30 protein-coding genes are annotated in these 20,932 nt (G+C 67.9%); 27 read left to right on the top strand and 3 right to left on the bottom strand.

Translation table 11 applies throughout. The features are described 5' to 3' along the window. The first annotated feature begins 7 nt into the window (after window positions 1-7). The 24 genes from rplX (at window position 8) to truA (ending at window position 14,256) form a co-directional block, all read left to right on the top strand. The gene (rplX, locus tag FHR33_RS22000) at window positions 8-298 is read left to right on the top strand and encodes a 50S ribosomal protein L24 (RefSeq protein WP_221241980.1); all 291 of its coding nucleotides are present in this window, start codon (window positions 8-10) and stop codon (window positions 296-298) included. Continuing rightward, the gene (gene rplE, locus FHR33_RS21995; protein ID WP_183650874.1) at window positions 298-873 is read left to right on the top strand and encodes a 50S ribosomal protein L5; all 576 of its coding nucleotides are present in this window, start codon (window positions 298-300) and stop codon (window positions 871-873) included. Before rplX ends, rplE begins: the two co-directional genes overlap by 1 nt. Window positions 874-875: 2 nt before the next feature. After that, a complete protein-coding gene (locus tag FHR33_RS21990; protein WP_183650871.1) occupies window positions 876-1,061 on the top strand; it encodes a type Z 30S ribosomal protein S14 in 186 nt (61 codons plus the stop codon). Between the two features lie 162 nt (window positions 1,062-1,223). Next, entirely contained in the window at window positions 1,224-1,622 is a 399-nt protein-coding gene (gene rpsH, locus FHR33_RS21985) for a 30S ribosomal protein S8 (protein WP_183650868.1), read from the top strand. A gap of 18 nt (window positions 1,623-1,640) precedes the next feature. Further along, window positions 1,641-2,183, top strand: a complete 543-nt coding sequence (rplF, locus tag FHR33_RS21980) for a 50S ribosomal protein L6 (protein WP_183650863.1) — start codon at window positions 1,641-1,643, stop codon at window positions 2,181-2,183. A gap of 2 nt (window positions 2,184-2,185) precedes the next feature. After that, a complete protein-coding gene (rplR, locus tag FHR33_RS21975; RefSeq protein WP_183650860.1) occupies window positions 2,186-2,569 on the top strand; it encodes a 50S ribosomal protein L18 in 384 nt (127 codons plus the stop codon). Window positions 2,570-2,594: 25 nt separating this feature from the next. After that, complete coding sequence (gene rpsE, locus FHR33_RS21970) at window positions 2,595-3,227, top strand: 30S ribosomal protein S5 (protein ID WP_183650857.1); 633 nt, start codon at window positions 2,595-2,597, stop codon at window positions 3,225-3,227. A gap of 2 nt (window positions 3,228-3,229) precedes the next feature. Continuing rightward, window positions 3,230-3,412, top strand: coding sequence for a 50S ribosomal protein L30 (gene rpmD / locus FHR33_RS21965; protein WP_080043226.1), 183 nt, complete (start codon window positions 3,230-3,232; stop codon window positions 3,410-3,412). Between the two features lie 2 nt (window positions 3,413-3,414). Next, window positions 3,415-3,870: a 50S ribosomal protein L15 gene (gene rplO, locus FHR33_RS21960; RefSeq protein WP_183650854.1), complete on the top strand. Its 456-nt coding sequence runs from the start codon at window positions 3,415-3,417 to the stop codon at window positions 3,868-3,870. Window positions 3,871-4,039: 169 nt separating this feature from the next. After that, window positions 4,040-5,356, top strand: coding sequence for a preprotein translocase subunit SecY (secY, locus tag FHR33_RS21955; RefSeq protein ID WP_183650852.1), 1,317 nt, complete (start codon window positions 4,040-4,042; stop codon window positions 5,354-5,356). Then, entirely contained in the window at window positions 5,356-6,006 is a 651-nt protein-coding gene (locus FHR33_RS21950) for an adenylate kinase (protein WP_183650850.1), read from the top strand. Before secY ends, FHR33_RS21950 begins: the two co-directional genes overlap by 1 nt. A gap of 118 nt (window positions 6,007-6,124) precedes the next feature. Next, window positions 6,125-6,931 (top strand): type I methionyl aminopeptidase, encoded by an 807-nt coding sequence (gene map, locus FHR33_RS21945; RefSeq protein ID WP_183650848.1) that lies wholly within the window; start codon window positions 6,125-6,127, stop codon window positions 6,929-6,931. A 35-nt stretch (window positions 6,932-6,966) separates the two neighbouring features. Then, a complete protein-coding gene (locus FHR33_RS21940; protein WP_246452036.1) occupies window positions 6,967-7,353 on the top strand; it encodes a DUF1707 SHOCT-like domain-containing protein in 387 nt (128 codons plus the stop codon). Between the two features lie 96 nt (window positions 7,354-7,449). Beyond that, entirely contained in the window at window positions 7,450-7,848 is a 399-nt protein-coding gene (locus FHR33_RS21935; RefSeq protein WP_183650844.1) for a hypothetical protein, read from the top strand. Between the two features lie 189 nt (window positions 7,849-8,037). Next, entirely contained in the window at window positions 8,038-8,604 is a 567-nt protein-coding gene (locus tag FHR33_RS21930; protein WP_183650843.1) for a hypothetical protein, read from the top strand. Continuing rightward, entirely contained in the window at window positions 8,601-9,272 is a 672-nt protein-coding gene (locus tag FHR33_RS21925; protein WP_246452035.1) for a class F sortase, read from the top strand. Before FHR33_RS21930 ends, FHR33_RS21925 begins: the two co-directional genes overlap by 4 nt. A gap of 196 nt (window positions 9,273-9,468) precedes the next feature. Then, window positions 9,469-9,690 carry a translation initiation factor IF-1 gene (gene infA, locus FHR33_RS21920; protein WP_012887858.1) on the top strand — a complete coding sequence of 74 codons (222 nt, stop codon included), beginning with the start codon at window positions 9,469-9,471 and terminating at the stop codon, window positions 9,688-9,690. A gap of 25 nt (window positions 9,691-9,715) precedes the next feature. Continuing rightward, complete coding sequence (gene rpmJ, locus FHR33_RS21915) at window positions 9,716-9,829, top strand: 50S ribosomal protein L36 (RefSeq protein WP_003956441.1); 114 nt, start codon at window positions 9,716-9,718, stop codon at window positions 9,827-9,829. Between the two features lie 191 nt (window positions 9,830-10,020). Beyond that, window positions 10,021-10,401: a 30S ribosomal protein S13 gene (gene rpsM / locus FHR33_RS21910; RefSeq protein WP_183650839.1), complete on the top strand. Its 381-nt coding sequence runs from the start codon at window positions 10,021-10,023 to the stop codon at window positions 10,399-10,401. A gap of 45 nt (window positions 10,402-10,446) precedes the next feature. Beyond that, the gene (rpsK, locus tag FHR33_RS21905) at window positions 10,447-10,851 is read left to right on the top strand and encodes a 30S ribosomal protein S11 (protein WP_020542285.1); all 405 of its coding nucleotides are present in this window, start codon (window positions 10,447-10,449) and stop codon (window positions 10,849-10,851) included. 20 nt (window positions 10,852-10,871) lie between these two features. Further along, window positions 10,872-11,498: a 30S ribosomal protein S4 gene (gene rpsD, locus FHR33_RS21900; protein WP_183650836.1), complete on the top strand. Its 627-nt coding sequence runs from the start codon at window positions 10,872-10,874 to the stop codon at window positions 11,496-11,498. A gap of 201 nt (window positions 11,499-11,699) precedes the next feature. Then, window positions 11,700-12,716 (top strand): DNA-directed RNA polymerase subunit alpha, encoded by a 1,017-nt coding sequence (locus FHR33_RS21895; protein ID WP_183650833.1) that lies wholly within the window; start codon window positions 11,700-11,702, stop codon window positions 12,714-12,716. Window positions 12,717-12,806: 90 nt separating this feature from the next. Then, window positions 12,807-13,337: a 50S ribosomal protein L17 gene (rplQ, locus tag FHR33_RS21890; protein ID WP_183650830.1), complete on the top strand. Its 531-nt coding sequence runs from the start codon at window positions 12,807-12,809 to the stop codon at window positions 13,335-13,337. Between the two features lie 67 nt (window positions 13,338-13,404). After that, a complete protein-coding gene (gene truA, locus FHR33_RS21885; protein ID WP_183650827.1) occupies window positions 13,405-14,256 on the top strand; it encodes a tRNA pseudouridine(38-40) synthase TruA in 852 nt (283 codons plus the stop codon). Here truA and FHR33_RS21880 read toward each other — a convergent pair. The 3 genes from FHR33_RS21880 to FHR33_RS21870 all read right to left on the bottom strand — a co-directional run bounded on the left by FHR33_RS21880 (window position 14,246) and on the right by FHR33_RS21870 (window position 18,207). Then, window positions 14,246-16,510: a hypothetical protein gene (locus FHR33_RS21880; RefSeq protein ID WP_183650825.1), complete on the bottom strand. Its 2,265-nt coding sequence runs from the start codon at window positions 16,508-16,510 to the stop codon at window positions 14,246-14,248. The two genes, truA and FHR33_RS21880, sit on opposite strands and share 11 nt — an antisense overlap. A 102-nt stretch (window positions 16,511-16,612) precedes the next feature. Continuing rightward, window positions 16,613-17,416, bottom strand: a complete 804-nt coding sequence (locus FHR33_RS21875) for a hypothetical protein (RefSeq protein ID WP_183650822.1) — start codon at window positions 17,414-17,416, stop codon at window positions 16,613-16,615. Window positions 17,417-17,451: 35 nt separating this feature from the next. Further along, window positions 17,452-18,207, bottom strand: coding sequence for a CAP domain-containing protein (locus FHR33_RS21870; protein ID WP_183650820.1), 756 nt, complete (start codon window positions 18,205-18,207; stop codon window positions 17,452-17,454). 308 nt (window positions 18,208-18,515) lie between these two features. Between FHR33_RS21870 and rplM the strand changes: the two genes are divergently transcribed. The 3 genes from rplM to glmM are packed head-to-tail and all read left to right on the top strand — an operon-like array spanning window position 18,516 to window position 20,863. Further along, window positions 18,516-18,959, top strand: a complete 444-nt coding sequence (rplM, locus tag FHR33_RS21865) for a 50S ribosomal protein L13 (RefSeq protein ID WP_183650817.1) — start codon at window positions 18,516-18,518, stop codon at window positions 18,957-18,959. Window positions 18,960-18,987: 28 nt separating this feature from the next. Beyond that, window positions 18,988-19,512 carry a 30S ribosomal protein S9 gene (gene rpsI, locus FHR33_RS21860; protein ID WP_183650814.1) on the top strand — a complete coding sequence of 175 codons (525 nt, stop codon included), beginning with the start codon at window positions 18,988-18,990 and terminating at the stop codon, window positions 19,510-19,512. Window position 19,513: 1 nt separating this feature from the next. Beyond that, a complete protein-coding gene (glmM, locus tag FHR33_RS21855) occupies window positions 19,514-20,863 on the top strand; it encodes a phosphoglucosamine mutase (RefSeq protein ID WP_183650811.1) in 1,350 nt (449 codons plus the stop codon). The last annotated feature ends 69 nt before the right edge of the window (window positions 20,864-20,932 follow it).

The following is a 20,932-nucleotide window of genomic DNA, read 5'->3' as shown; positions in this document are numbered from 1 at the left end:
GACGAAGCTGCACGTGAAGAAGGGTGACCTGGTTCAGGTCATCGCCGGCAAGGACAAGGGTGCCAAGGGTCGTGTGATCTCGACGAACCCGCGCGAGGACCGCGTGATCGTCGAGGGCGTCAACATGATCAAGAAGCACTCGAAGGAGAACCTCAACGGTCCTCGCGGCGCCAAGCAGGGCGGCGTCGAGACCATGGAGGCTCCCATCCACGTGAGCAACGTCAAGAAGCTCAAGGATGAAGAGAAGCCTGCCAAGAAGGCCGACAAGAAGGCCGACGAGTCGGGTGAGGACAACTGATGACTGCGACGACCACTGAGACCGAGCGTCCGACGCCGCGCCTCAAGACGAAGTACCGCGAGGAGATCATCGCGAAGCTTCGTGAGGAGTTCGGCATCGAGAACATCATGCTGGTGCCCGGCCTGACCAAGATCAAGGTCAACATGGGTGTCGGCGAGGCTGCTCGCGACTCGAAGCTCATCGAGGGCGCTGTCCGTGACCTCACCACGATCACCGGCCAGAAGCCGGCGGTCGTCAGGGCCCGCAAGTCCATCGCGCAGTTCAAGCTGCGTGAGGGCATGCCGATCGGCGCGCACGTCACGCTGCGCGGCGACCGCATGTGGGAGTTCCTCGACCGTCTGCTCTCGCTGGCGCTTCCCCGCATCAGGGACTTCCGCGGCCTGTCGCCCAAGCAGTTCGACGGCAACGGAAACTACACCTTCGGTCTCACCGAGCAGGTCATGTTCCACGAGATCGACCCGGACAAGGTCGACCGGCCGCGAGGCATGGACATCACGGTCGTGACCACGGCGAAGAACGACGATGAGGGCCGGGCGCTGCTGAAGCTTCTCGGTTTCCCGTTCAAGGAGGCCTGAGCATGGCTAAGACGTCTCTGAAGGTGAAGGCGGCGCGCAAGCCGAAGTTCGCGGTTCGCGCCTACACCCGCTGCTCGCGCTGCGGGCGTGCGCACGCTGTCTACAGGAAGTTCGGCCTGTGCCGGATCTGCTTCCGTGAGATGGCGCACCGCGGCGAGCTGCCCGGCATCACCAAGTCGAGCTGGTAGGTACTGTGAGGGGCGGCTCCTCGCGGACCGCCCCTCGGCACTGCCTGCCGTACGAAGAACTATCAACCGGGCGCTGTTGCAGGCGCCCATGACCGCGCCGAAGGTCCACCGGTAGAGCACCGCTTCACCGACTGGAAACCGCGGCGAGGAAGGCCGTTGGCCATGACGATGACCGACCCGATCGCAGACATGTTGACACGTCTGCGCAACGCGAACTCGGCATACCACGAGAGCGTGGCGATGCCGTATTCGAAGATCAAGGCGCACATCGCCGAGATCCTCCAGCAGGAGGGCTACATCCAGTCCTGGGCCGTCGAAGACGCCAAGGTCGGAAAGAGCCTCGTGGTGGAGCTCAAGTTCGGGCCGAGCCGTGAGCGTTCGCTCGCGGGGCTGCGCCGGGTTTCCAAGCCCGGGCTGCGTGTTTACGCGAAGAAGGACAATCTGCCTCGAGTTCTGGGCGGGCTGGGTGTCGCGATCATCTCGACGTCCGCCGGTCTCATGACCGACAAGCAGGCTGGCAAGCGTGGAGTGGGCGGGGAAGTCCTCGCCTACGTCTGGTAGCGGGGGGAGGAACACAGCATGTCGCGAATCGGACGGCTGCCCATCCCTGTACCGAGCGGCGTCGACATCACGATCGACGGCCAGGATGTCCAGGTCAAGGGCCCGAAGGGCACGCTTTCACACACGGTCGCTGAGCCCATCACGGTGGCTCGCGACGAGGACGGCACCATCGCCGTCTCCCGGCCCAACGACGAGCAGAAGGTCCGCGCTCTGCACGGCCTCTCTCGGACGCTGATCGCCAACATGGTGGCCGGTGTCACCCAGGGGTACTCCAAGACCCTGGAGATCGTCGGTGTCGGTTACCGCGTCGCGGCCAAGGGCCCGACGCAGCTGGAGTTCGCTCTGGGCTTCAGCCACCCGGTGATCGTGGACGCCCCCGAGGGCGTCTCCTTCCGCGTCGACAAGCCGACCCTGTTCCACGTGGACGGCATCGACAAGCAGAAGGTCGGCGAGGTCGCCGCCAACATCCGCAAGTTGCGCAAGCCCGACCCCTACAAGGGCAAGGGTGTGCGTTACCAGGGCGAAGTTATCCGCCGCAAGGTCGGAAAGGCTGGTAAGTAGGCATGGCTCCCAAGACTGCGTACAGCAAGCACACGGCTGCTCGCACCGTCTCGCGGGCCCGCCGTCACGGCCGCGTCCGCAAGAAGGTTGTCGGTACGGCCGCGCGTCCGCGCCTGGTCGTCAACCGCTCGACCCGTCACCTGTTCGTGCAGATCGTGGACGACACCGTCGGCCACACGCTGGTCAGCGCCTCCACCATGGACGCCAGCCTGCGCACTGCCGAGGGCGACAAGACCGAGAAGGCCAAGAAGGTCGGCGAGCTCCTCGCTCAGCGGGCCAAGGAAGCCGGGATCACCGCTGTCGTCTTCGACCGTGGTGGTAACCGCTACGCGGGTCGCATCGCGGCTCTCGCGGACAGCGCTCGCGAAGGCGGGCTCGAGTTCTAATGGCTACTGAGAAGAGGAACCACTGATGGCTGCAGCTCCGCGTCGCGGTGGCGGCACCGGTGGCGAGCGGCGTGACCGTCGTGACGATCGCCGCGGTGGCGCCGCTGACAAGGGCGTCTCGTACATCGAGCGTGTAGTGAAGATCAACCGAGTGGCCAAGGTCGTGAAGGGTGGTCGTCGCTTCAGCTTCACCGCCCTGGTTGTCGTCGGTGACGGCAACGGCCTGGTCGGCGTCGGCTACGGCAAGGCCAAGGAAGTCCCCGCGGCCATCGCCAAGGGTGTCGAGGAGGCGAAGAAGCACTTCTTCCGCGTCCCCCGCATCCAGGGCACCATCCCGCACACCGTGCAGGGTGAGGAGGCGGCCGGCGTCGTCTTCCTGCGTCCGGCCTCCGCCGGTACCGGTGTCATCGCCGGTGGTCCGGTGCGCGCCGTTCTGGAGTGCGCCGGTATCCACGACGTTCTGTCCAAGTCGCTCGGCTCGGACAACCCCATCAACATCGTGCACGCCACGGTGGCTGCGCTGAAGGGCCTCTCCACGCCCGAGGCGATCGCCGCGCGTCGTGGTCTGGCGATCGAGGACGTCGCTCCGGCGAGGATGCTCAAGGCTCGCGCCGAGGGCCTGGCCGAGGCTGCTGCGGCGGCTAAGGCGGTGAGCTAGTCATGGCACGCCTGAAGATCACTCAGGTTCGCTCGAAGATCGGTGGCAAGCAGAACCAGCGTGACTCGCTGCGTTCGCTTGGCCTGAAGCGAATCGGCGATGTCGTCGTCAAGGAGGACCGTCCCGAGATTCGTGGGATGGTCTCCGTGGTGACGCACCTCGTCGAGGTGGAAGAGGTCGACTAGTCATGACTGACAAGGCTCCGCTGAAGATTCACGACCTGCGTCCCGCCAAGGGCGCCAACAAGGCCAAGGTCCGCAAGGGTCGTGGCGAGGCGTCCAAGGGCAAGACGGCCGGTCGCGGTACCAAGGGCACGAGGTCCAGGACCACGGTTCCCCTCGGTTTCGAGGGTGGCCAGGTTCCGCTGCAGCGTCGTCTGCCGAAGCTCAAGGGCTTCTCCAACGCGCTGTTCAAGACGACCTACCAGGTCGTCAACCTGGACAAGATCGGTGAGCTGTTCCCCGAGGGTGGCGATGTCACCGTCGAGACGCTGATCTCCAAGGGCGCTGTTCGCAAGAACCAGCCGGTGAAGGTCCTCGGCACTGGCGAGATCTCCGTCGCGGTGAACGTGCAGGCTCACGCCTTCTCGGGTTCCGCCAAGGAGAAGATCGCTGCTGCCGGTGGGTCCGTTACCGAGCTGTAAGTGGCATTACTCGGCACGGGGGTTCTGATAATGGGCCCCCGTGCCTGTAGTGCGTTAGAGTTCGCGAGACGGCAGGGTTCTGTCCTGCTCGCCTGACCTTGAGACTTCAGATGGCTGATCCCCGCACCATCGCAGACCCATACCGCCATCATGGCGTGCTGGAGGGACCGTGCTGACCGCGTTTACCCGGGCGTTCCGGACGCCGGACCTGCGCAAGAAGTTGCTCTTCACACTGGGCATCATCGCGCTGTTCCGCCTCGGCTCGGTTCTTCCGACTCCGGGTGTTCACACCGAGAACATTCGCGCCTGTCTCACCCAGGCCCAGGCCGGCAGTTCCGGCAACCTCTACGGCATGGTGCAGCTGTTCAGCGGCGGCGCTCTGCTCAAGTTGTCGGTTTTCGCCCTGGGCATCATGCCCTACATCACGGCGAGCATCATTCTCCAACTGCTCGTCGTCGTCATTCCACGCCTTGAGGCCCTGAAGAAGGAGGGGCAGGCAGGCCAGACGAAGATCACGCAGTACACGCGCTATCTGACGATCGGTCTCGCCGTCCTCCAGTCGACCGCCTTCATCGCGCTGGCGCGCTCGGGACAGCTGTTCCCTGAGTGCAACCAGCAGGTGCTGCTCGACCCTGACAACATCTTCAGCATCGTGACGATGGTCGTCATCATGACGGCAGGCACCTCGGTCATCATGTGGCTGGGAGAGCTCGTCACCGACCGCGGCGTCGGCAACGGCATGTCGATCCTCATCTTCACGCAGGTCGTCGCGGTCTTCCCGTCGGAGCTGCTGAACATCTACCGCGTGAACCCGTTCACCTTCGCGATCGTCATGGTCGTCGGCATCTTCATGATCGCCGCGGTGGTCTTCGTCGAGCAGGCCCAGCGCCGCATCCCCGTGCAGTACGCCAAGCGGATGGTCGGCAGGCGCATGTACGGCGGCACCTCGACCTACATCCCGCTGAAGGTGAACCAGGCCGGCATCATCCCGGTCATCTTCGCCTCCTCGCTGCTCTATCTCCCACAGCTGCTGGTCTCTCTGTTCGCCAACGCGACCGCGGAGAACATCAACCCGGTGGTCGAGTGGATCTCCCAGAACCTGGTCACGGGCGACACACCCGTCTACATGGCCACGTTCTTCCTGCTCATCGTGTTCTTCACCTACTTCTACGTGTCGATTACCTTCAACCCCGCTGAAGTCGCCGACAACATGAAGAAGTACGGTGGGTTCATCCCGGGCATCCGTCCGGGTCGGCCCACGGCCGAGTACCTGAACTTCGTTCTGACCCGTCTCACCGCTCCCGGCGCGCTCTACCTCGGCCTCATCTCGATGGTGCCGATCATCGCGCTGGCGGTCGCGGGGGCAAGCCAGAACTTCCCGTTCGGAGGGACGAGCATCCTGATCATGGTTGGTGTCGGCCTTGACACGGTGAAGCAGATCGAGAGCCAGCTTCAGCAGCGCAACTACGAAGGTTTCCTGCGGTAGTGCGTCTCGTTCTGGTCGGGCCCCCCGGAGCGGGTAAGGGGACACAGGCCCAGTTCATCGCATCGAACCTGTCCATCCCGAAGATCTCGACAGGTGACATCTTCCGTGCCAACGTCTCGGGCGGCACGGAGCTCGGCAAGCTCGCCAAGACATATATGGACCGCGGCGACCTCGTGCCCGACGAGGTGACCATCGCCATGGTCCGCGATCGCCTGTCGGAGGACGACGCGCAGGATGGTTTCCTGCTCGACGGGTTCCCCCGTAACGTCCCTCAGGCCGAGATCCTTCGCGACATGCTCAAGGAGTGGGATCAGAAGCTCGACCTGGTCCTGGAGCTCGTGGTCGACGACGAGGAGGTCGTCCGGCGTCTGGCCGGGCGGCGCACCTGCAGTCAGTGCGGCCGCATCTGGCACGTCGAGTTCGACGACAAGAAGGACGACGTCTGCGACGCCTGCGGCGGCACGCTCTTCCAGCGTGACGACGACAAGGAAGACACCGTCAGGCACCGCCTGGAGGTCTACCAGCAGCAGACCGCGCCGCTGATCCGTTTCTACGCCGACGAGGGCATCCTGGTCGGGGTCGACGCGACAGGGCCTGTCGAGGAAGTCACCCAGCGTGCGATGAAGGAAATCCGCCCGTACGCCGGCTAGCGAGAAGCGACGACGCCGACCCCGATGATCGGGGTCGGCGTTGTTGCGTGATCAGCCCCTCTATGGGGGAATTGGGCTCCGGTGTTCGCCCGTTGAACCACCCTGGGGGGTGTCGAACTTGTTCAAGAAGAACAGGCATGGAATCCAGATCAAGTCGCCCGAGCAGCTGGAGAAGATGCGCGCGGCCGGTCTGGTGGTCGGGCGCACGCTGGAACTGCTGAGGCGTTCGGTCGAGCCGGGCATGACGCCGCTCGACCTCGACGCGATCGCGGAGAAGGCGATCAGGAGCGAGGGGGCGATCCCCTCCTTCAAGGGCTACCAGGGCTTCCCCGCGACCATCTGCGCCTCGGTCAACCACGAGGTCGTGCACGGCATCCCCTCCAACGAGCGCAAGCTGCGCGAGGGCGACATCATCTCCATCGACTGCGGGGCGATCCTCGAGGGGTGGCACGGGGACTCGGCGGTGACCGTCCCTGTGGGTGAGGTCTCGCCGGCGCTCACCGAGCTGATGCGGGTGACGGAGGAGTCGATGTGGCGCGGCATCGCAGCGCTGACCGTCGGGCGCCACCTGTCCGACATCGGCTACGAGGTCGAGAAGTACGTCCGCTCGCAGGGACGCTACGGCATCCCCCAGGAGTACGGCGGGCACGGCATCGGCACCGAGATGCACATGGACCCCTGGGTGGCCAACCACGGCAAGCCCGGCCGAGGCCCCGTGCTGGAGGCGGGCATGTGCCTCGCGATCGAGCCCATGGTCAACCTCGGCACGCAGCGCACGCGCGTGCTGGACGACGACTGGACCGTTGTGACGATCGACGGTAAGGCCTCCGCGCACTTCGAGCACAGCGTCGCCGTGACACATAATGGTCCTTGGGTGCTAACCGCCCTCGATGGGGGCGAAGAGCGCCTGTCGCAGCTGAACTGACGGCGGGAGTGATGGGGATGGCGCAGAGCCCCGAAATGCGTGCATCGGACGTCGACCGCGACCGGGTGGCCGCCATCCTCCGCGAGCACACGGCGCAGGGACGCATCACGGTCGACGAGTTCAACGAACGGCTGGAACAGGTCTACGCGAGCAAGACCTACGGCGAACTGGCCAGGGTGACGGCCGACCTGCCCGAGGTCGACCTGCGCGCCCAGCCCGCTCGGATACCCGCCCCGAGCCCCGCCCCCGCGGGCCTGCACCCGGGGATGAAGGGCGCATGGGGGGCGTGGGCCTCCGCCGTCGCGGTGACGTCGGTGATCTGGCTGCTGACCGACTTCGGCGGCTACTTCTGGCCGATGTGGGTGGCGGGGCCGTGGGGCGCGCTGTTGCTGGTGAGCACCATCTTCGGGGGCAAGAAATAGGGCCATCTGTGCAGTAGTGCACTGTGTGGATTTGTGCGCGGAAGGCCTGGCGCGATCTCCCTAACGTGAGTCGTACATCGCTCACAGGAGGAAGAAATGCGCAAGTTTCTCGTAGCAGCCGCCCTCGCGGGCTCGGTCGCCACCGGCCTGGCCGTCGCCCCCGCCGCACAGGCCGCCACCGTCGAGGCGAGCGCCTCGACCGGCGGGTGGGGCAAGTACTTCTCCAGCGACGGCAAGGCCTACACCTTCGGCAAGACCTTCAAATCGCACGGCAAGGTCTACACGCAGTGGCACGGCGTGGACAAGTTCGGCGGCAAGCGCGGCTACGTCTGGTTCGAGTACTACAAGGGCGGCCACTGGAACAAGTTCAGCCAGGGCTGGGACGGCAAGCACAGCGGCTCGTGGAACGGCAAGGGGATCAAGAAGATCTACACCTACACCTGCTGGGGCTCCTCCAAGTTCGACAACTGCGGCAAGAAGTTCCGCATCTACTAAACCCCTGGGGCGTTTTAGGGGGGCTCTGACACAGAAGGCCCGCCGGTGACCTGGTCACCGGCGGGCTTCGCTGTTCCTCTGTCCTGGTACGACAGGCAATAGACGCAGTCTTTACCGCTGGTGGTAGTTGGCGGCAATCGGGCCGGGTAGGTGATCTTTGACGAGGGAAACCGTCGCATTGGGGGGACGATGGGCCTGGGGCGGTACTCCGGTCTGCTGGCGCGGGTCACGCTTACGGCGGTGGCGACCGGAGCGCTGACAGCCGGCTCTCCTCCGCAGGACCAGGCGGGCAAGGACGAGGAGTACGTCACCATGACGCCGAACCCGGCCCAGCCCGGCAGTCAGGTGACGATCACCACCAACGCCTGCGCGAAGTCGGCCAACGTGACGGCGGTGTCCAGGGCCTTCCCCGGATACAGCGTGCCCCTCTCGCTCAGGAACGGCCGGATGCTCGGCACGACCACGCTGCCCAGCGGCGTGTACCCGAGCCAGTACGCGGTGGCGGTGCGCTGCGCGAACGAGGACGCGACGGGCTACTTCAGGGTGGTCCAGCGCGCCTCCCGGCACCCGACCTCCGGGCCCGACACCGGCGGCGGAGGTCTCGCCATGGGCGCGGAGCCGGCGCGGCAGGCCGGCGCGTCCTCGTCTCGCGCGCCGTGGCTGGCGGGCGCGCTCGCCGTCCTCATGGCGGTGGCGGGCACCGCCGCGGCCCTCGTCAGGAGAAGGCGTCGTCCCGGACGAGACGGCGCCCCATGAACACGTGTCCACCCGGCCCCGCGTGTCGGCGGCCGATGGGGCCGGGTGGACACGTCATCGTCGCGCTCACGCTGCTGGCCTCGGCGGGCTGCATGCCCGTCGAGGCGTCGCCGCGCCCCGTGGCACGGGCGCCGGTGCCGAGCGCGTCCACGGCACGCGACCCCTGGCCCACCCCGCTGGCGGGGGAGCCGAGGAGAGCCGAGCCGACGCACGTCCTCATCCCGCGGCTCGGGGTCAAGGCTCCGCTCGTGGTGCTGGGAGTGGCCGACGACGGGCGGCTCGCCGTGCCTCCGCTCGACCACGCCAACATCGCCGGCTGGTACGGCGGCGGCCCCACGCCGGGCGAGAGAGGCTCGGCGGTCATCGTGGGCCACCTCGACACCACGACGGGGCCCGCGGTCTTCGCGAGGCTGTCGGAGCTGCGCACGGGCGACACGGTCGCCGCGGTCAGGGCGGACGGTACTGTGGCGGTGTTCTCCGTCGAGCGGCTTCAGCGCACTCCCAAGTCGCGCTTCCCCGCCGACGAGGTCTACGGGGCGACACGCGAGCGCAAGCTGGTGCTGGTGACCTGTGGCGGGGCCTTTGACCGGATTCACGGGTCGTACACCGACAACCTCATCGTGCACGCGGTCTACCGGGCGGCGTACGCAGTGTCGGACCTGAGGTAGCCTGGAGCATGGTTGTGTCAGGACACCTGGCATGCGTTTCGCATTTTGTGCCCGGGTGTCGTACACTCCTTAGTCGGCTCACTATGGCCATCCTGTGTTGGCGGTCCTGCAGACCGCCGCTCTCATTCGATGCGGATGGCCGCGGCTGCTTAGTGAACCGAAACCTCAGACGACCGATCAGTGAAACGCGAGGGACATGGCCAAGAAAGACGGCGCCATCGAGATCGAGGGCACTGTGGTTGAGTCGCTCCCGAACGCGATGTTCAGGGTGCAACTCGACAACGGCCATAAGGTCCTGGCCCACATCAGCGGACGGATGCGGATGCACTACATCCGAATCCTGCCGGACGACCGGGTAGTCGTGGAACTGAGCCCTTACGACCTCAGTCGTGGGCGGATCGTCTACCGATACAAGTAAAACGTCTGAGGAATCACGAAGGACTATGAAGGTTAAGCCGAGCGTTAAGAAGATCTGCGACAAGTGCAAGGTGATCCGCCGGCACGGTCGTGTCATGGTGATCTGCGACAACCTGCGCCACAAGCAGCGTCAGGGCTAGGTCGCGAAGGCTTTTCCGAGTCCGCCCCTCGATGGTGCGGGCTCGACGCATGACAAGCCTGAATCAGTAATCGCGTTTCACACCCGCCTTCGGGCGGGACACCCTCGGTCGGAGGCCGAGGCCCTCACCCCGGGCATGGGGAGGGGAGTGAGGCGCAAGACCTCCGCCACAGTGAAGGAGAATGCCCGACCATGGCTCGCCTGGTTGGCGTCGACCTCCCCCGCGAAAAGCGGCTGGAGATCGCTCTCACCTACATTTACGGAATCGGCCGCACCCGCGCTCTGGAGATCCTCCAGGCCACCGGCGTCAGCGGTGACCTTCGCGTTCACCAGCTGAGCGACGCTGAGCTCGTCCCGATGCGTGACTACATCGAGGCGAACTACAAGATCGAGGGTGACCTGCGCCGCGAGGTTCAGGCCGACATCCGCCGCAAGATCGAAATCGGTTGCTACCAGGGCATCAGGCACCGGAAGGGTCTTCCCGTCCACGGCCAGCGCACCCAGACCAACGCGCGTACCCGTAAGGGCAAGAAGAAGACCGTCGCCGGCAAGAAGAAGCCCGGTAAGAAGTAGTCCTCGCAGCCGCGGGACCGATGAACTCAGGAGTGAAGGCAAAGAATGCCTCCTAAGAGCCGCCAGGGTGCGCCCAAGAAGGTGCGCCGCAAGGAAAAGAAGAACGTCGCTCACGGGCACGCCCACATCAAGAGCACGTTCAACAACACGATCGTTTCGATCACCGACCCGAACGGGAACGTGATCTCCTGGGCCAGCGCGGGCCACGTGGGTTTCAAGGGCTCCCGTAAGTCCACCCCGTTCGCCGCGCAGATGGCTGCGGAGAACGCCGCCCGCCGCGCCATGGAGCACGGCATGCGCAAGGTCGACGTCTTCGTGAAGGGCCCCGGCTCCGGCCGTGAGACCGCGATCCGTTCGCTGCAGGCGACGGGCCTCGAGGTCGGCTCCATCCAGGACGTGACCCCGGTTCCGCACAACGGCTGCCGTCCGCCGAAGCGCCGCCGCGTCTGACACCCAGGAGATATTGAGAAATGGCTCGTTACACGGGTGCGGACTGCAAGCTCTGCCGTCGCGAGAAGACCAAGCTCTTCCTCAAGGGCAGCAAGTGTGAGTCCGCGAAGTGCCCCATCGAAATCCGTCCTTACCCCCCGGGTGAGCACGGTCGCGGTCGTCCCAAGGAGTCTGAGTACCAGCTCCAGCTTCGTGAGAAGCAGAAGACCCGCCGCATCTACGGCGTCCTCGAGAAGCAGTTCCGCAACTACTACGAGGAAGCCAACAAGAAGGGCGGCAAGACCGGCGAGAACCTTCTCCAGATCCTGGAGAGCCGTCTCGACAACGTGGTCTACCGCGCCGGTTTCGCCCAGTCGCGCGACGCCGCTCGCCAGCAGGTCCGTCACGGACACATCCTGGTGAACGGCAAGAAGGTCGACATCCCGTCGTACCGCGTGCGCGAGCACGACATCGTCGAGGTCCGCGAGAAGGCCGCCAACCTGCTGCCCTACGAGGTCGCCAAGGCGACCGCGGGCGACAAGACGGTCCCGGCCTGGCTGGGCGTCGTGCCGGAGAAGCTCCGCGTCCTGGTTCACCAGCTGCCGGTTCGCCAGCAGATCGACACCCAGGTCCAGGAGCAGCTGATCGTCGAGCTCTACTCCAAGTAGGAGCTCGCTGCGAGCGCCCGGTTCGCCGGGCCTCGCGAGACCTGCCCCCGGCCGTTCAGGTCCGGGGAGCTGCCTCGAAGGCCAGGGTTTCCTGGCCCCGAGAGGGCACATATGGGGTACGGCATGCCGTACCCCATTTAGGCTGTATATCGGAGTGGCGTCATATAGCGGGCGCCGCACGACAAGGGGAGACCCGAAGAAATGCTGATCGCTCAGCGTCCGACTCTTCTCGAAGAGTCGATCGACGAGACCCGGTCCAAGTTCATCATCGAGCCGCTGGAGCCGGGCTTCGGCTACACCATCGGCAACTCGCTGCGTCGCACGCTGCTGTCGTCCATTCCCGGCGCGGCCGTGACGAGCATCCGCATCGAGGGCGTGCTGCACGAGTTCTCGACCGTTCCCGGTGTGAAGGAAGACGTCACCGACATCATCCTGAACCTCAAGGAGCTGGTCGTCTCCTCCGAGCACGACGAGCCGGTCGTGATGTACCTGCGCAAGCAGGGCCCGGGTGAGGTCACCGCCGCCGACATCGCGCCGCCTGCCGGTGTCGAGGTGCACAACCCCGAGCTGCGCATCGCCACGCTGAACGGCAAGGCGAAGCTGGAGATGGAGCTGACCGTCGAGCGCGGTCGCGGCTACGTCTCCGCCGCGCAGAACAAGCAGCCTGGCCAGGAGATCGGCCGCATCCCGATCGACTCGATCTACTCGCCGGTGCTCAAGGTCACCTACAAGGTCGAGGCGACCCGTGTCGAGCAGCGCACCGACTTCGACAGGCTGATCCTCGACGTCGAGACCAAGGCCGCCATGAAGCCCCGCGACGCGGTGGCCTCGGCGGGCAAGACCCTCGTCGAGCTGTTCGGCCTGGCCCGCGAGCTCAACGTCGAGGCCGAGGGCATCGACATCGGCCCGTCGCCGACGGACGCGGCCCTGGCCGCCGACCTGGCGCTGCCGATCGAGGAGCTCAACCTCACGGTCCGTTCCTACAACTGCCTCAAGCGCGAGGGCATCCACACCGTGGGTGAGCTCGTGGCCCGCAGCGAGCAGGACCTGCTCGATATAAGGAATTTCGGCGCCAAGTCGATCGAAGAGGTCAAGCAGAAGCTGCACGAGATGTCGCTGGCGCTCAAGGACTCCCCGCCCGGGTTCGACCCGAGCGCGGTGGCCGGCGGCGGCTACGACGACGACGACAGCGCGTACGTCGAGACCGAGCAGTACTAGAAGATCATCGCGGGCCTCCTCACGGGGGCCTGGCGGCCCGACTCCGGTACCTGACACGGCCGGGGCGGGTTCACTCTCAAGGAGAACGCAATGCCCAAGCCCACCAAGGGTGCACGTCTTGGCGGCAGCCCGGCTCACGAGCGGCTGATCCTGGCGAACCTCGCCACGGACCTGTTCCGCCACGGCCGCATCACCACCACCGTGACCAAGGCCAAGCGCGTCCGCCCGCTGGCGGAGCGCCTGATCACCAAGGCCAAGAAGGGCGACATCCACAACCGTCGCCAGGTGCTGACCGTCGTCAAGGACAAGGGCGTCGTCCACCACCTCTTCACCGAGATCGCGGTGACCTTCGCCGAGCGTCCCGGTGGCTACACCCGCATCACCAAGATCGGCAACCGTAAGGGCGACAACGCGCCCATGGCGGTCATCGAGCTGGTGACCGAGGCTCTGAACCAGGTCAGCGTCGCGCGCACGGCTCCGGCCGCCGCCGCTCCCGCCGAGGCCAAGGACGAGGTCGTCGAGGAGACGACCGAGGCTCCCGCCGAGGCCGAGACCGAGGAGTCCGCCGAGAAGGCGGAGGCCACCGAGGCCCCCGCCGAGGCGAAGAAGGACGAGGCCTGATCCTTCAGGCCCATGGGCCCGGCACCCCTCGGGGTGCCGGGCCTTCCCCGTTTCCAGGAGGGTGATCGTGGTACGGCTCCGCCTCGACCTCGGCTACGACGGCGCGGACTTCTCAGGATGGGCGCGCCAGCCGGGACGGCGCACGGTGCAGGGCGAGTTGGAAGACGCGCTGGGCACGATCCTGCGGCTCGGTGACGCGGTCTCGCTCACCGTGGCCGGCAGGACGGACGCGGGCGTCCACGCGCGAGGGCAGGTCGCCCACGTCGACCTGCCCGAGGCGTCGTTCGACGAGCTGGTCCGCGACCCGCGACCCGCGAGCGTCGATGAGCGGCTCCCTGCGCTCCTGCGGAGACTGGCGGGCGTCCTGCCGCCGGATGTGCGGGTCCATCGCGTCAGCGTGGCTCCTGAGGGCTTCGACGCCCGCTTCTCCGCGCTCTCGAGGCGCTACGTCTACCGCGTGCAGGACGCGCCCGGCGGCGTCGATCCGCTGCGGCGCGGGGAGATCGTGTGGCACCTGCGCCCCCTCGACCTCGACGCGATGATCGCCGGAGCCGCGCACCTGCTCGGCGAGCACGACTTCGCCGCCTTCTGCAAGAAGCGCGAGGGCGCCACCACGATCAGGGAGCTGCAGCGGCTCGACTGGGTGCGGACGGCCGAAGGCGTCCTCGAGGCGACCGTGGTGGCCGACGCGTTCTGCCACTCGATGGTCAGGGCGCTGGTGGGGTGCCTGCTGGCCGTGGGCGACGGCAGGCGGCCACGCGAGTGGCCCGCGCGGGTGCTGGCGGGAGCCGTACGGGACTCGGGGGTGCACGTGGCGCCCGCGCACGGCCTGTGCCTGGAGGAGGTCGGCTACCCGCCGCCCGCGGAGCTGGCCGCCAGGGCGGCCGCGACGCGGCGGGTCCGCACGCTCACTCAGTGATCCTGCGCTCCAGCACCAGTGAGGTGTGGTCGCGGAAGGCGCCGCTGACGGTGTCCAGCCCCTTCTCCTTGGCGGTCGGCGTGTGCCCGTCGGCGTAGGTGGCGTAGCTGAAGACGATGTAGCGCCCCCACAGCAGCCCCGCCGCGTAGCCGCCCGCGATGTGCACGCGGTCGGCGCCGCTGGAGGCCGAGCCCGGCAGCGGACGGAACCAGAGGTTCTTGCCGAGGTCCTTCGCCTGGTCGGCCTCCGCCGCCGCCTCCTTGGTGGGCAGGACGGCGATGCCCGTGGTGACCGCGTAGCGCTTCTTGCTGTCGACGTAGGTGGCTCTCAGCACGCGGCTGCACTTCTTGTCCTGCAGCGCGGTGGCGAAGGGCCCGGTGGCCGCCGCCTTGCAGTCGTCGGCCATGTCGACCTTGACGCGCGTGTAGACGCGCCCGCCCACCTCGATCTTCTTGTCGGGGAAGGCCTCGTTGACCGACATCTTCTCCGGGTCGCTGCCCTCGGAGTCGAGCAGCGAGCTGCTCCCCGCGGCGTCACCGGGGGCGGCCGACACGGACGGCTGGGCGGTGGGGCCCACGCTCGCGTCGGCGGGCCTGTCGGCGCTCATCGACCTGTAGGCGAAGAAGCCGCCGGTGGCCACCCCCGCCACGATCAGCACGCCGAGGGTGGCGAACAGGGCCTTCTTGCCGTTGCCCGCCTTGACAGGGGGCTCGGGCTGCGGAAGGAGACCGCCGGGGGGCATCGGCGAGAAGGGGTCGAAGGGCGCCATCGGCGCGCCGTGCGGCGGCGTCGGCAGTTCGGCCACGGGCGTGCCGGGCGAGCCTGCCGGCCCTGATGGGCCGCCACCCATGGGCGGCCCCGTGGGCGGCCCGGCGGGCGGCCCCTGCTGCGGCCCGGACGGCGGCCCTGCGAGCGCGTCCTGAGCGGGTGATCCCTGCGCGGGCGGCTCCTGCCCGGGGCTGACGTGCGCCGGAGGTTGCGCGCCCGGCGTGGGGCCGGCCTGCGGGGCGAACGCGCCGTCGGGAGGGGGCGCAGCGCCCTCGCCGGGGGGCAGCGGGATGGCTCCGTGGGAGCGGGCGGGGCCTTCGGCCTCGGGCCGCGGGCCGGGGTCCTTCGCGTCTGAAGGGAAGACGTTCTCCTCGCCGGTGACGGGCGGAGCCGGAACGTCGTCGAGGACGTCGGCGGGGGTGTCGCTGTCCTTGGGCCGTCCCCATGTCGAGCTGTCGAACGGCAGGTCGGGGATGCGGTCGTCGGACTCCTCTCCCGGGGGCAGCGGAGGCCAGACGGGGATGTCGCCAGGCTCGGCGCTGTGCGCGAAGGGGACCGTCATGGACGGGTCGAGCGGCTCGTCGTCGCCGTTGGCGTCGTCGATGGGCTCACCGGTGGCGGCGGGCCACGGCGGGATGGCGGGGCCGTCGTCGGAGGGCGAGGGCCAGACCTTCATCCCCGCGGCGGCGGCGGTGAAGCCCGGAGGGGGCTGCCAGGGCGGCGCGCCCGGCACGACCGGCTCGACGCCCTGCTGCCACGCCGCGGGTGAGGGGGCCCATGGCGAGGCGTCCCGCGGGCCCTCGGCGGGGCCGCCCCACTGCCCGTTCGGCTGATGCGGCGCCTGCTGGGCGGGCTGTGGCGAAGCGGGCTGTTGCGACGAAGGCTGTTGCGACGAAGGCTGCTGCGGCGCGGCCTGCTGGGGCGCGGGCTGCCGGGAGACGGGCTGCTGGGGGTCGGGCCACGACGGGTCGGCGTCGGGCTCGGGATCGGCGAACCAGTCGTACGGCCGGGCGTCGTCCGTGCCGTGCTCCCACGGCTGCGCGGACTTCGACCACGACTCGGCGGGCACCCCTGGGAAGGCCGGCAGCGGCCTGGCGTTCAGCGGCAGACCCTGCCGCGCGTGCTCGGCCGTGGCGTCGTCTCCGCTCGGGGGGAACCCGCCCGCCTGCGAAGGGTCGGCTCCCGGCGGAGGGAAGTCGGGGATGGGCTCCGGTGAGGGAAGGTCGGGCGGCGGCCCCTGGTAGACGGGGATGGGCGGCCTCGCGCCCGCCGCGCCGGGGTCGGCGACCTGGCCGGAGAAGTCGGCGAAAGGGGGCTCGGCCAGCGCGTCGCCGTGCGACGGGTGGTGGGAGCCCCCGGGGTAGGGCGGGGAGACGTTCGGCTCGGTCCGCACCGCCGGCCTGCCGAAACTCGGCGGTGGCGTCGCCGGTGCGGCCGAGCCGTCCGTCTCGCGCTCGTGCTCAGACCCAGATTCCTGGCCACGCATAGGGGGAGCCTAACCATAGTCAGGAGATCGGCATGCCCGTATGGGCGTTCTCGCCCTGATCTGCGGGGTGCTTTGTCGGCCTTAGGTGACGACTGACCGGTTTCAGCTCGCCCTGCGGCCGCTGAGCGAACGTGAGTCGAGCGCGCGATAGACGGTCGCCTGGGTCACGTCGGCACTGGCCTGCGAGAGCAGCTTGGCGTCCTTCTTGGTGGGCTTGTGGCCGTCCTTGAACTGGACGTACAGCATGACCGCGTAGTGGCCGTGGGTGGCCACGTGGACGCTGGCCTCGCCCGCGCCGATGAACTTGGTGACGGTGTCGGTGCCGGCCAGCGGCTTCACGAAGAGCTTGCTCTCACCCTTGGTGCGCACGGAGGCGGCCACCTTGCCCGCGGCCTTGCTGTCGACGAGGTTGGCGACGCCGACCGTGCCGACGACCTTGCCGGTCTTGTCCTTGAAGGTGGCCCGCACGAGCTGCGTGCACTTACCGGACTTGAGCGCCTTGTCGAGCTTGTCGCCCTCGGCCGCGTCGGCGCACTTCTTGTCCGTCTTGAGGATGGTGATCTCGTACGAGCGCCCCTCGGCCGTGAACTTCTTCTTCGGGAAGAGCTCCTTCTGCGTGAGCGACTGCGGGTCGGTCTCGCGGGCGGAGGCGTAGCCGTACTTGTCGGCGGGCACGACGGGCGCCGCCACCGGGGGCGTGCTCGCGCGCTGCGCGGGGTCGGCCGTGGGATCGGGGCCCTTCGTGTTCCACATCATCACGAGACCGGCCACCAGCGCCGCGAGGACGGCGAGGCCACCGAGGGCGAACCACAGCGGCGTCCTTGAGCGGGGGCCCTCGTCATAGGGGCTCCACATCGCCCTGCGCGGCTGGGAGGGGGTTTCTTCGGTCTTCTTGGCGGAACCCATGCGCCGAGATTAGCCGGGCTTGACCGTGGGCGAGGTCACGAGAAGCCGAAGTCCTGTGTCCACCAGGGGCCTCCTGGTCCCGCCACGACGCCGACCCCGATCGCCCGGTAGCCGCAGTGCAGGAGGTTGCGGCGGTGCTCGGGGCTGGCCATCCAGCCGCTCACCGCCTCTCTGGCGCTGACGTAGCCGCGGCCGATGTTCTCGGCGGCGCCGTCGCGGTATCCGGCGCGCTCCATGCGGTTCCACGGGGAGGCGCCGTCGGGGGAGTCGTGGGAGAAGACGCCTGACCGGGCCATCTCCAGGGAGTGGGCGCGCGCCGAGCTGGTCAGCCGCCTGTCGACCCGCAGCGGACGGCAGCCCTTGCGGGCGCGGGCGGCGTTGGTGAGCGTGACGACCTGCGTGGCCATCGAGGAGGAGACCTCGATCAGCGGTGAACCGAGCACCTGGGTGGGGTCGCCTGGAAGCTCTCCTGGAACCTCTGTCAGCTTCGAGGCCGTCGTGGAGGGCTTGGCCGGCGGCTTGGCGGTGCGGCGCGCGCGGCTCTCGACGTGGGCGCGGGGCCGCTTGGCCGAGGGCGAGGCGGAGGGCGTGGGAGAGGCGACCGGCGTGCTCGCCGACGGCGGCGCGGTGTTGTTCAGGTAGATCTGGTCGGACGCGTCGAGGGGGCTGACCGAGAGCCTGCCGATGAGCACGCCCGCGAACAGGACGGCAAGCAGGCAGCCCAGCAGCCCCAGGAGGTTCCGGCGCCGGGAGCTGGGCTGGGTGTGCCGGGTGTGAGGGGTCTGCCACATACCGCAGTCAACGATAGGGACGTCAGATATTCCTGGAGAAGGGGATGCCGCGAACCGAAACAGAACCGTGCCGCGGGTAGACTGTGCCGAGGTGGCCCCCGCTCGTTTTGACCCATGTCATGAAGTAGCGGTAACCTAAGCGTTCGTTGTATGCGAGTCGGTCCGTCAGTGACCGATGCGCGGCGCGTCCGGCGTCATCTCCCATCTGCTGGAGACGGAAGGTCCGGGCTGTCGTGCGCCCGCACCGACCGACCATAGAGCTGTCGCATCCGACAGCGCCGAAGACGCTATTAAAGAAGGCTACGACCGTGCGCACGTACACACCGAAGCCCGCCGACGTCCAGCGTCAGTGGTACGTCATCGACGCTACCGACGTGGTGCTGGGCCGGCTGGCCAGCCACGTCGCGACCCTGCTCCGCGGTAAGCACAAGCCGATCTTCGCAAACCACGTCGACACCGGTGACTTCGTCATCGTCATCAACGCCGACAAGATTGCGCTGAGCGGCAACAAGCTCGAGCAGAAGAAGGCCTACCGCCACTCGGGCTACCCGGGCGGTCTGCGTTCCGTGACCTACGGCGAGCTGATGGAGAAGCGGCCCGACCGCGCCGTCGAGAAGGCCGTCAAGGGCATGCTCCCCAAGAACGCTCTTGGCCGGAAGATGGCCAAGAAGCTGAAGGTCTACGCCGGGTCCGAGCACCCGCACTCGGCCCAGCAGCCCGTGCCGTTCGAGATCACCCAGATCGCCCAGTAGTAGTTCGCGAAAGATTTAGAGGAGAACCGTGGCTGAGCCCACCGGTGTCGAGACGGCCGTGATCGAGGCCGAGCAGGAGGACTTCTCCCCTGAGGAGTTCCCGTCCGAGTACACCACCGAGTCCGCTGCCAGCGCTGACGCTCCCGTGCGCAAGCCCGTCACCACGGGCAACTCGTACGGCACCGGCCGCCGCAAGGAGGCGATCGCCCGCGTGCGCATCGTCCCCGGCACCGGCAAGTGGACGATCAACGGTCGTTCGCTTGACACCTACTTCCCGAACAAGGTCCACCAGCAGATCGTCAACGAGCCCTTCGTGGTGCTCGGTGCCGAGGAGGCCTTCGACGTCATCGCCCGCATCGACGGCGGCGGCGTCACCGGTCAGGCCGGTGCCCTGCGCATGGGCCTGTCCCGCGCGCTGGCCGTTCTCGATGTCGAGAACAACCGTCCGCCGCTGAAGAAGGCCGGCTTCCTCACCCGTGACGCCCGCGCCACGGAGCGGAAGAAGTACGGCCTCAAGAAGGCCCGCAAGGCTCCGCAGTACAGCAAGCGCTAAATTGGGGCGCCTTTTCGGCACCGACGGGGTACGTGGGGTCGCTGGTCGCGACCTCACGGCCGAGCTCGCCATGGACCTTTCGGTCGCGGCGGCTCATGTCCTCGGCGATGCAGGCGCTTTCACCGCCACAGGCCACAAGAGGCCTGTGGCGGTCGTAGGCCGGGACCCCCGCGCTTCAGGTGAATTCCTGGAGGCCGCGGTGGTCGCCGGCCTCGCGTCGTCCGGGGTGGATGTGCTGCGCCTCGGCGTGCTGCCCACCCCCGCCGTCGCCCATCTCACGGCCGCGCTCGGCGCCGATCTCGGCGTCATGCTGTCGGCCTCCCACAACCCCGCGCCCGACAACGGCATCAAGTTCCTGGCCCGCGGCGGCTTCAAGCTGTCCGACACGGTCGAGGACGAGATCGAGCGCAGGCTCGGCGAGCGGTGGGAGCGTCCCGTCGGTTCGGGGGTCGGCCGGGTGCGCGAGGCGTACGGCGAGGCCGACCGCTACATCTCGCACCTGCTCGACACCGTCGACGGCAGGCTCGACGGGCTCAACATCGTCGTCGACTGCGCCAACGGCGCGGCCAGCGTGGTGGCGCCCGAGGCGCTGCTGCGCGCGGGCGCGCAGGTCGAGGCCATCGGCGCGCGTCCCGACGGGCTCAACATCAACGCGGGCTGCGGCTCCACCCACCTGGACAAGCTGCAGCAGGTCGTCATCTCGCGCGGCGCCGACCTCGGCATCGCCTACGACGGCGACGCCGACCGCTGCCTCGCGGTCGACCACAAGGGCGCGGTGATCGACGGCGACCAGATCATGGCCATCCTGGCGCTGGCCATGCACGCCGAAGGTCGCCTGACCCGCGACACCGTGGTCGCGACCGTGATGTCGAACCTGGGCTTCAAGCTGGCCATGCGTGAGGCCGGCATCAACGTCATCCAGACCGCGGTCGGCGACCGCTACGTGCTGGAGGCGATGAAGGCCGAGGGTTACAACCTGGGTGGCGAGCAGTCGGGTCACGTGATCCTGCTCGACCACGCGACCACGGGCGACGGCCTGCTGACCTCGCTGCACCTGCTGTCGGTGGTGGCGAGGACGGGCAGGTCGCTGCGCGATCTCGCCTCGGTGATGACGGCGTTGCCGCAGATCCTGATCAACGTCAAGGACGTCGACAGGGGCAAGGCGGCGGCTCCGCAGCTGTCCGAGGCCGTCGCCGCGGCCGAGGCGGAGCTGGGCGAGACGGGCCGCGTGCTCATCAGGCCCAGCGGCACCGAGCCGATGATCAGGGTGATGGTCGAGGCCTCGTCGGAGGAGCAGGCCAGCAGGGTCGCCGGTCAGCTCGCCGACGTGGTCCGCACGGCCTGCGTCTGAGAGTTCCGCACGACAGAAGAGAGGTACGGCACGCCGGTGCCGTACCTCTCTTCTTTTTCCGGTTCTTCT

The sequence above is a fragment of the Nonomuraea dietziae genome, assembly GCF_014195505.1.
Lineage (GTDB): Bacteria > Actinomycetota > Actinomycetes > Streptosporangiales > Streptosporangiaceae > Nonomuraea > Nonomuraea roseola.
The sequence above is the reverse complement of the archived record's forward strand: the minus strand, read 5'-3'. Positions and strand labels throughout refer to the sequence as shown.

Coding starts and splice junctions, on each gene's coding strand:
- rplE (WP_183650874.1), top strand. CDS start 298: ATGACTGCGACGACCACTGAGACCGAGCGTCCGACGCCGCGCCTCAAG.
- FHR33_RS21990 (WP_183650871.1), top strand. CDS start 876: ATGGCTAAGACGTCTCTGAAGGTGAAGGCGGCGCGCAAGCCGAAGTTC.
- rpsH (WP_183650868.1), top strand. CDS start 1,224: ATGACGATGACCGACCCGATCGCAGACATGTTGACACGTCTGCGCAAC.
- rplF (WP_183650863.1), top strand. CDS start 1,641: ATGTCGCGAATCGGACGGCTGCCCATCCCTGTACCGAGCGGCGTCGAC.
- rplR (WP_183650860.1), top strand. CDS start 2,186: ATGGCTCCCAAGACTGCGTACAGCAAGCACACGGCTGCTCGCACCGTC.
- rpsE (WP_183650857.1), top strand. CDS start 2,595: ATGGCTGCAGCTCCGCGTCGCGGTGGCGGCACCGGTGGCGAGCGGCGT.
- rpmD (WP_080043226.1), top strand. CDS start 3,230: ATGGCACGCCTGAAGATCACTCAGGTTCGCTCGAAGATCGGTGGCAAG.
- rplO (WP_183650854.1), top strand. CDS start 3,415: ATGACTGACAAGGCTCCGCTGAAGATTCACGACCTGCGTCCCGCCAAG.
- FHR33_RS21940 (WP_246452036.1), top strand. CDS start 6,967: ATGCGTGCATCGGACGTCGACCGCGACCGGGTGGCCGCCATCCTCCGC.
- FHR33_RS21935 (WP_183650844.1), top strand. CDS start 7,450: ATGCGCAAGTTTCTCGTAGCAGCCGCCCTCGCGGGCTCGGTCGCCACC.
- FHR33_RS21930 (WP_183650843.1), top strand. CDS start 8,038: ATGGGCCTGGGGCGGTACTCCGGTCTGCTGGCGCGGGTCACGCTTACG.
- FHR33_RS21925 (WP_246452035.1), top strand. CDS start 8,601: ATGAACACGTGTCCACCCGGCCCCGCGTGTCGGCGGCCGATGGGGCCG.
- infA (WP_012887858.1), top strand. CDS start 9,469: ATGGCCAAGAAAGACGGCGCCATCGAGATCGAGGGCACTGTGGTTGAG.
- rpmJ (WP_003956441.1), top strand. CDS start 9,716: ATGAAGGTTAAGCCGAGCGTTAAGAAGATCTGCGACAAGTGCAAGGTG.
- rpsM (WP_183650839.1), top strand. CDS start 10,021: ATGGCTCGCCTGGTTGGCGTCGACCTCCCCCGCGAAAAGCGGCTGGAG.
- rpsK (WP_020542285.1), top strand. CDS start 10,447: ATGCCTCCTAAGAGCCGCCAGGGTGCGCCCAAGAAGGTGCGCCGCAAG.
- rpsD (WP_183650836.1), top strand. CDS start 10,872: ATGGCTCGTTACACGGGTGCGGACTGCAAGCTCTGCCGTCGCGAGAAG.
- FHR33_RS21895 (WP_183650833.1), top strand. CDS start 11,700: ATGCTGATCGCTCAGCGTCCGACTCTTCTCGAAGAGTCGATCGACGAG.
- rplQ (WP_183650830.1), top strand. CDS start 12,807: ATGCCCAAGCCCACCAAGGGTGCACGTCTTGGCGGCAGCCCGGCTCAC.
- FHR33_RS21880 (WP_183650825.1), bottom strand. CDS start 16,510: ATGCGTGGCCAGGAATCTGGGTCTGAGCACGAGCGCGAGACGGACGGC.
- FHR33_RS21875 (WP_183650822.1), bottom strand. CDS start 17,416: ATGGGTTCCGCCAAGAAGACCGAAGAAACCCCCTCCCAGCCGCGCAGG.
- FHR33_RS21870 (WP_183650820.1), bottom strand. CDS start 18,207: ATGTGGCAGACCCCTCACACCCGGCACACCCAGCCCAGCTCCCGGCGC.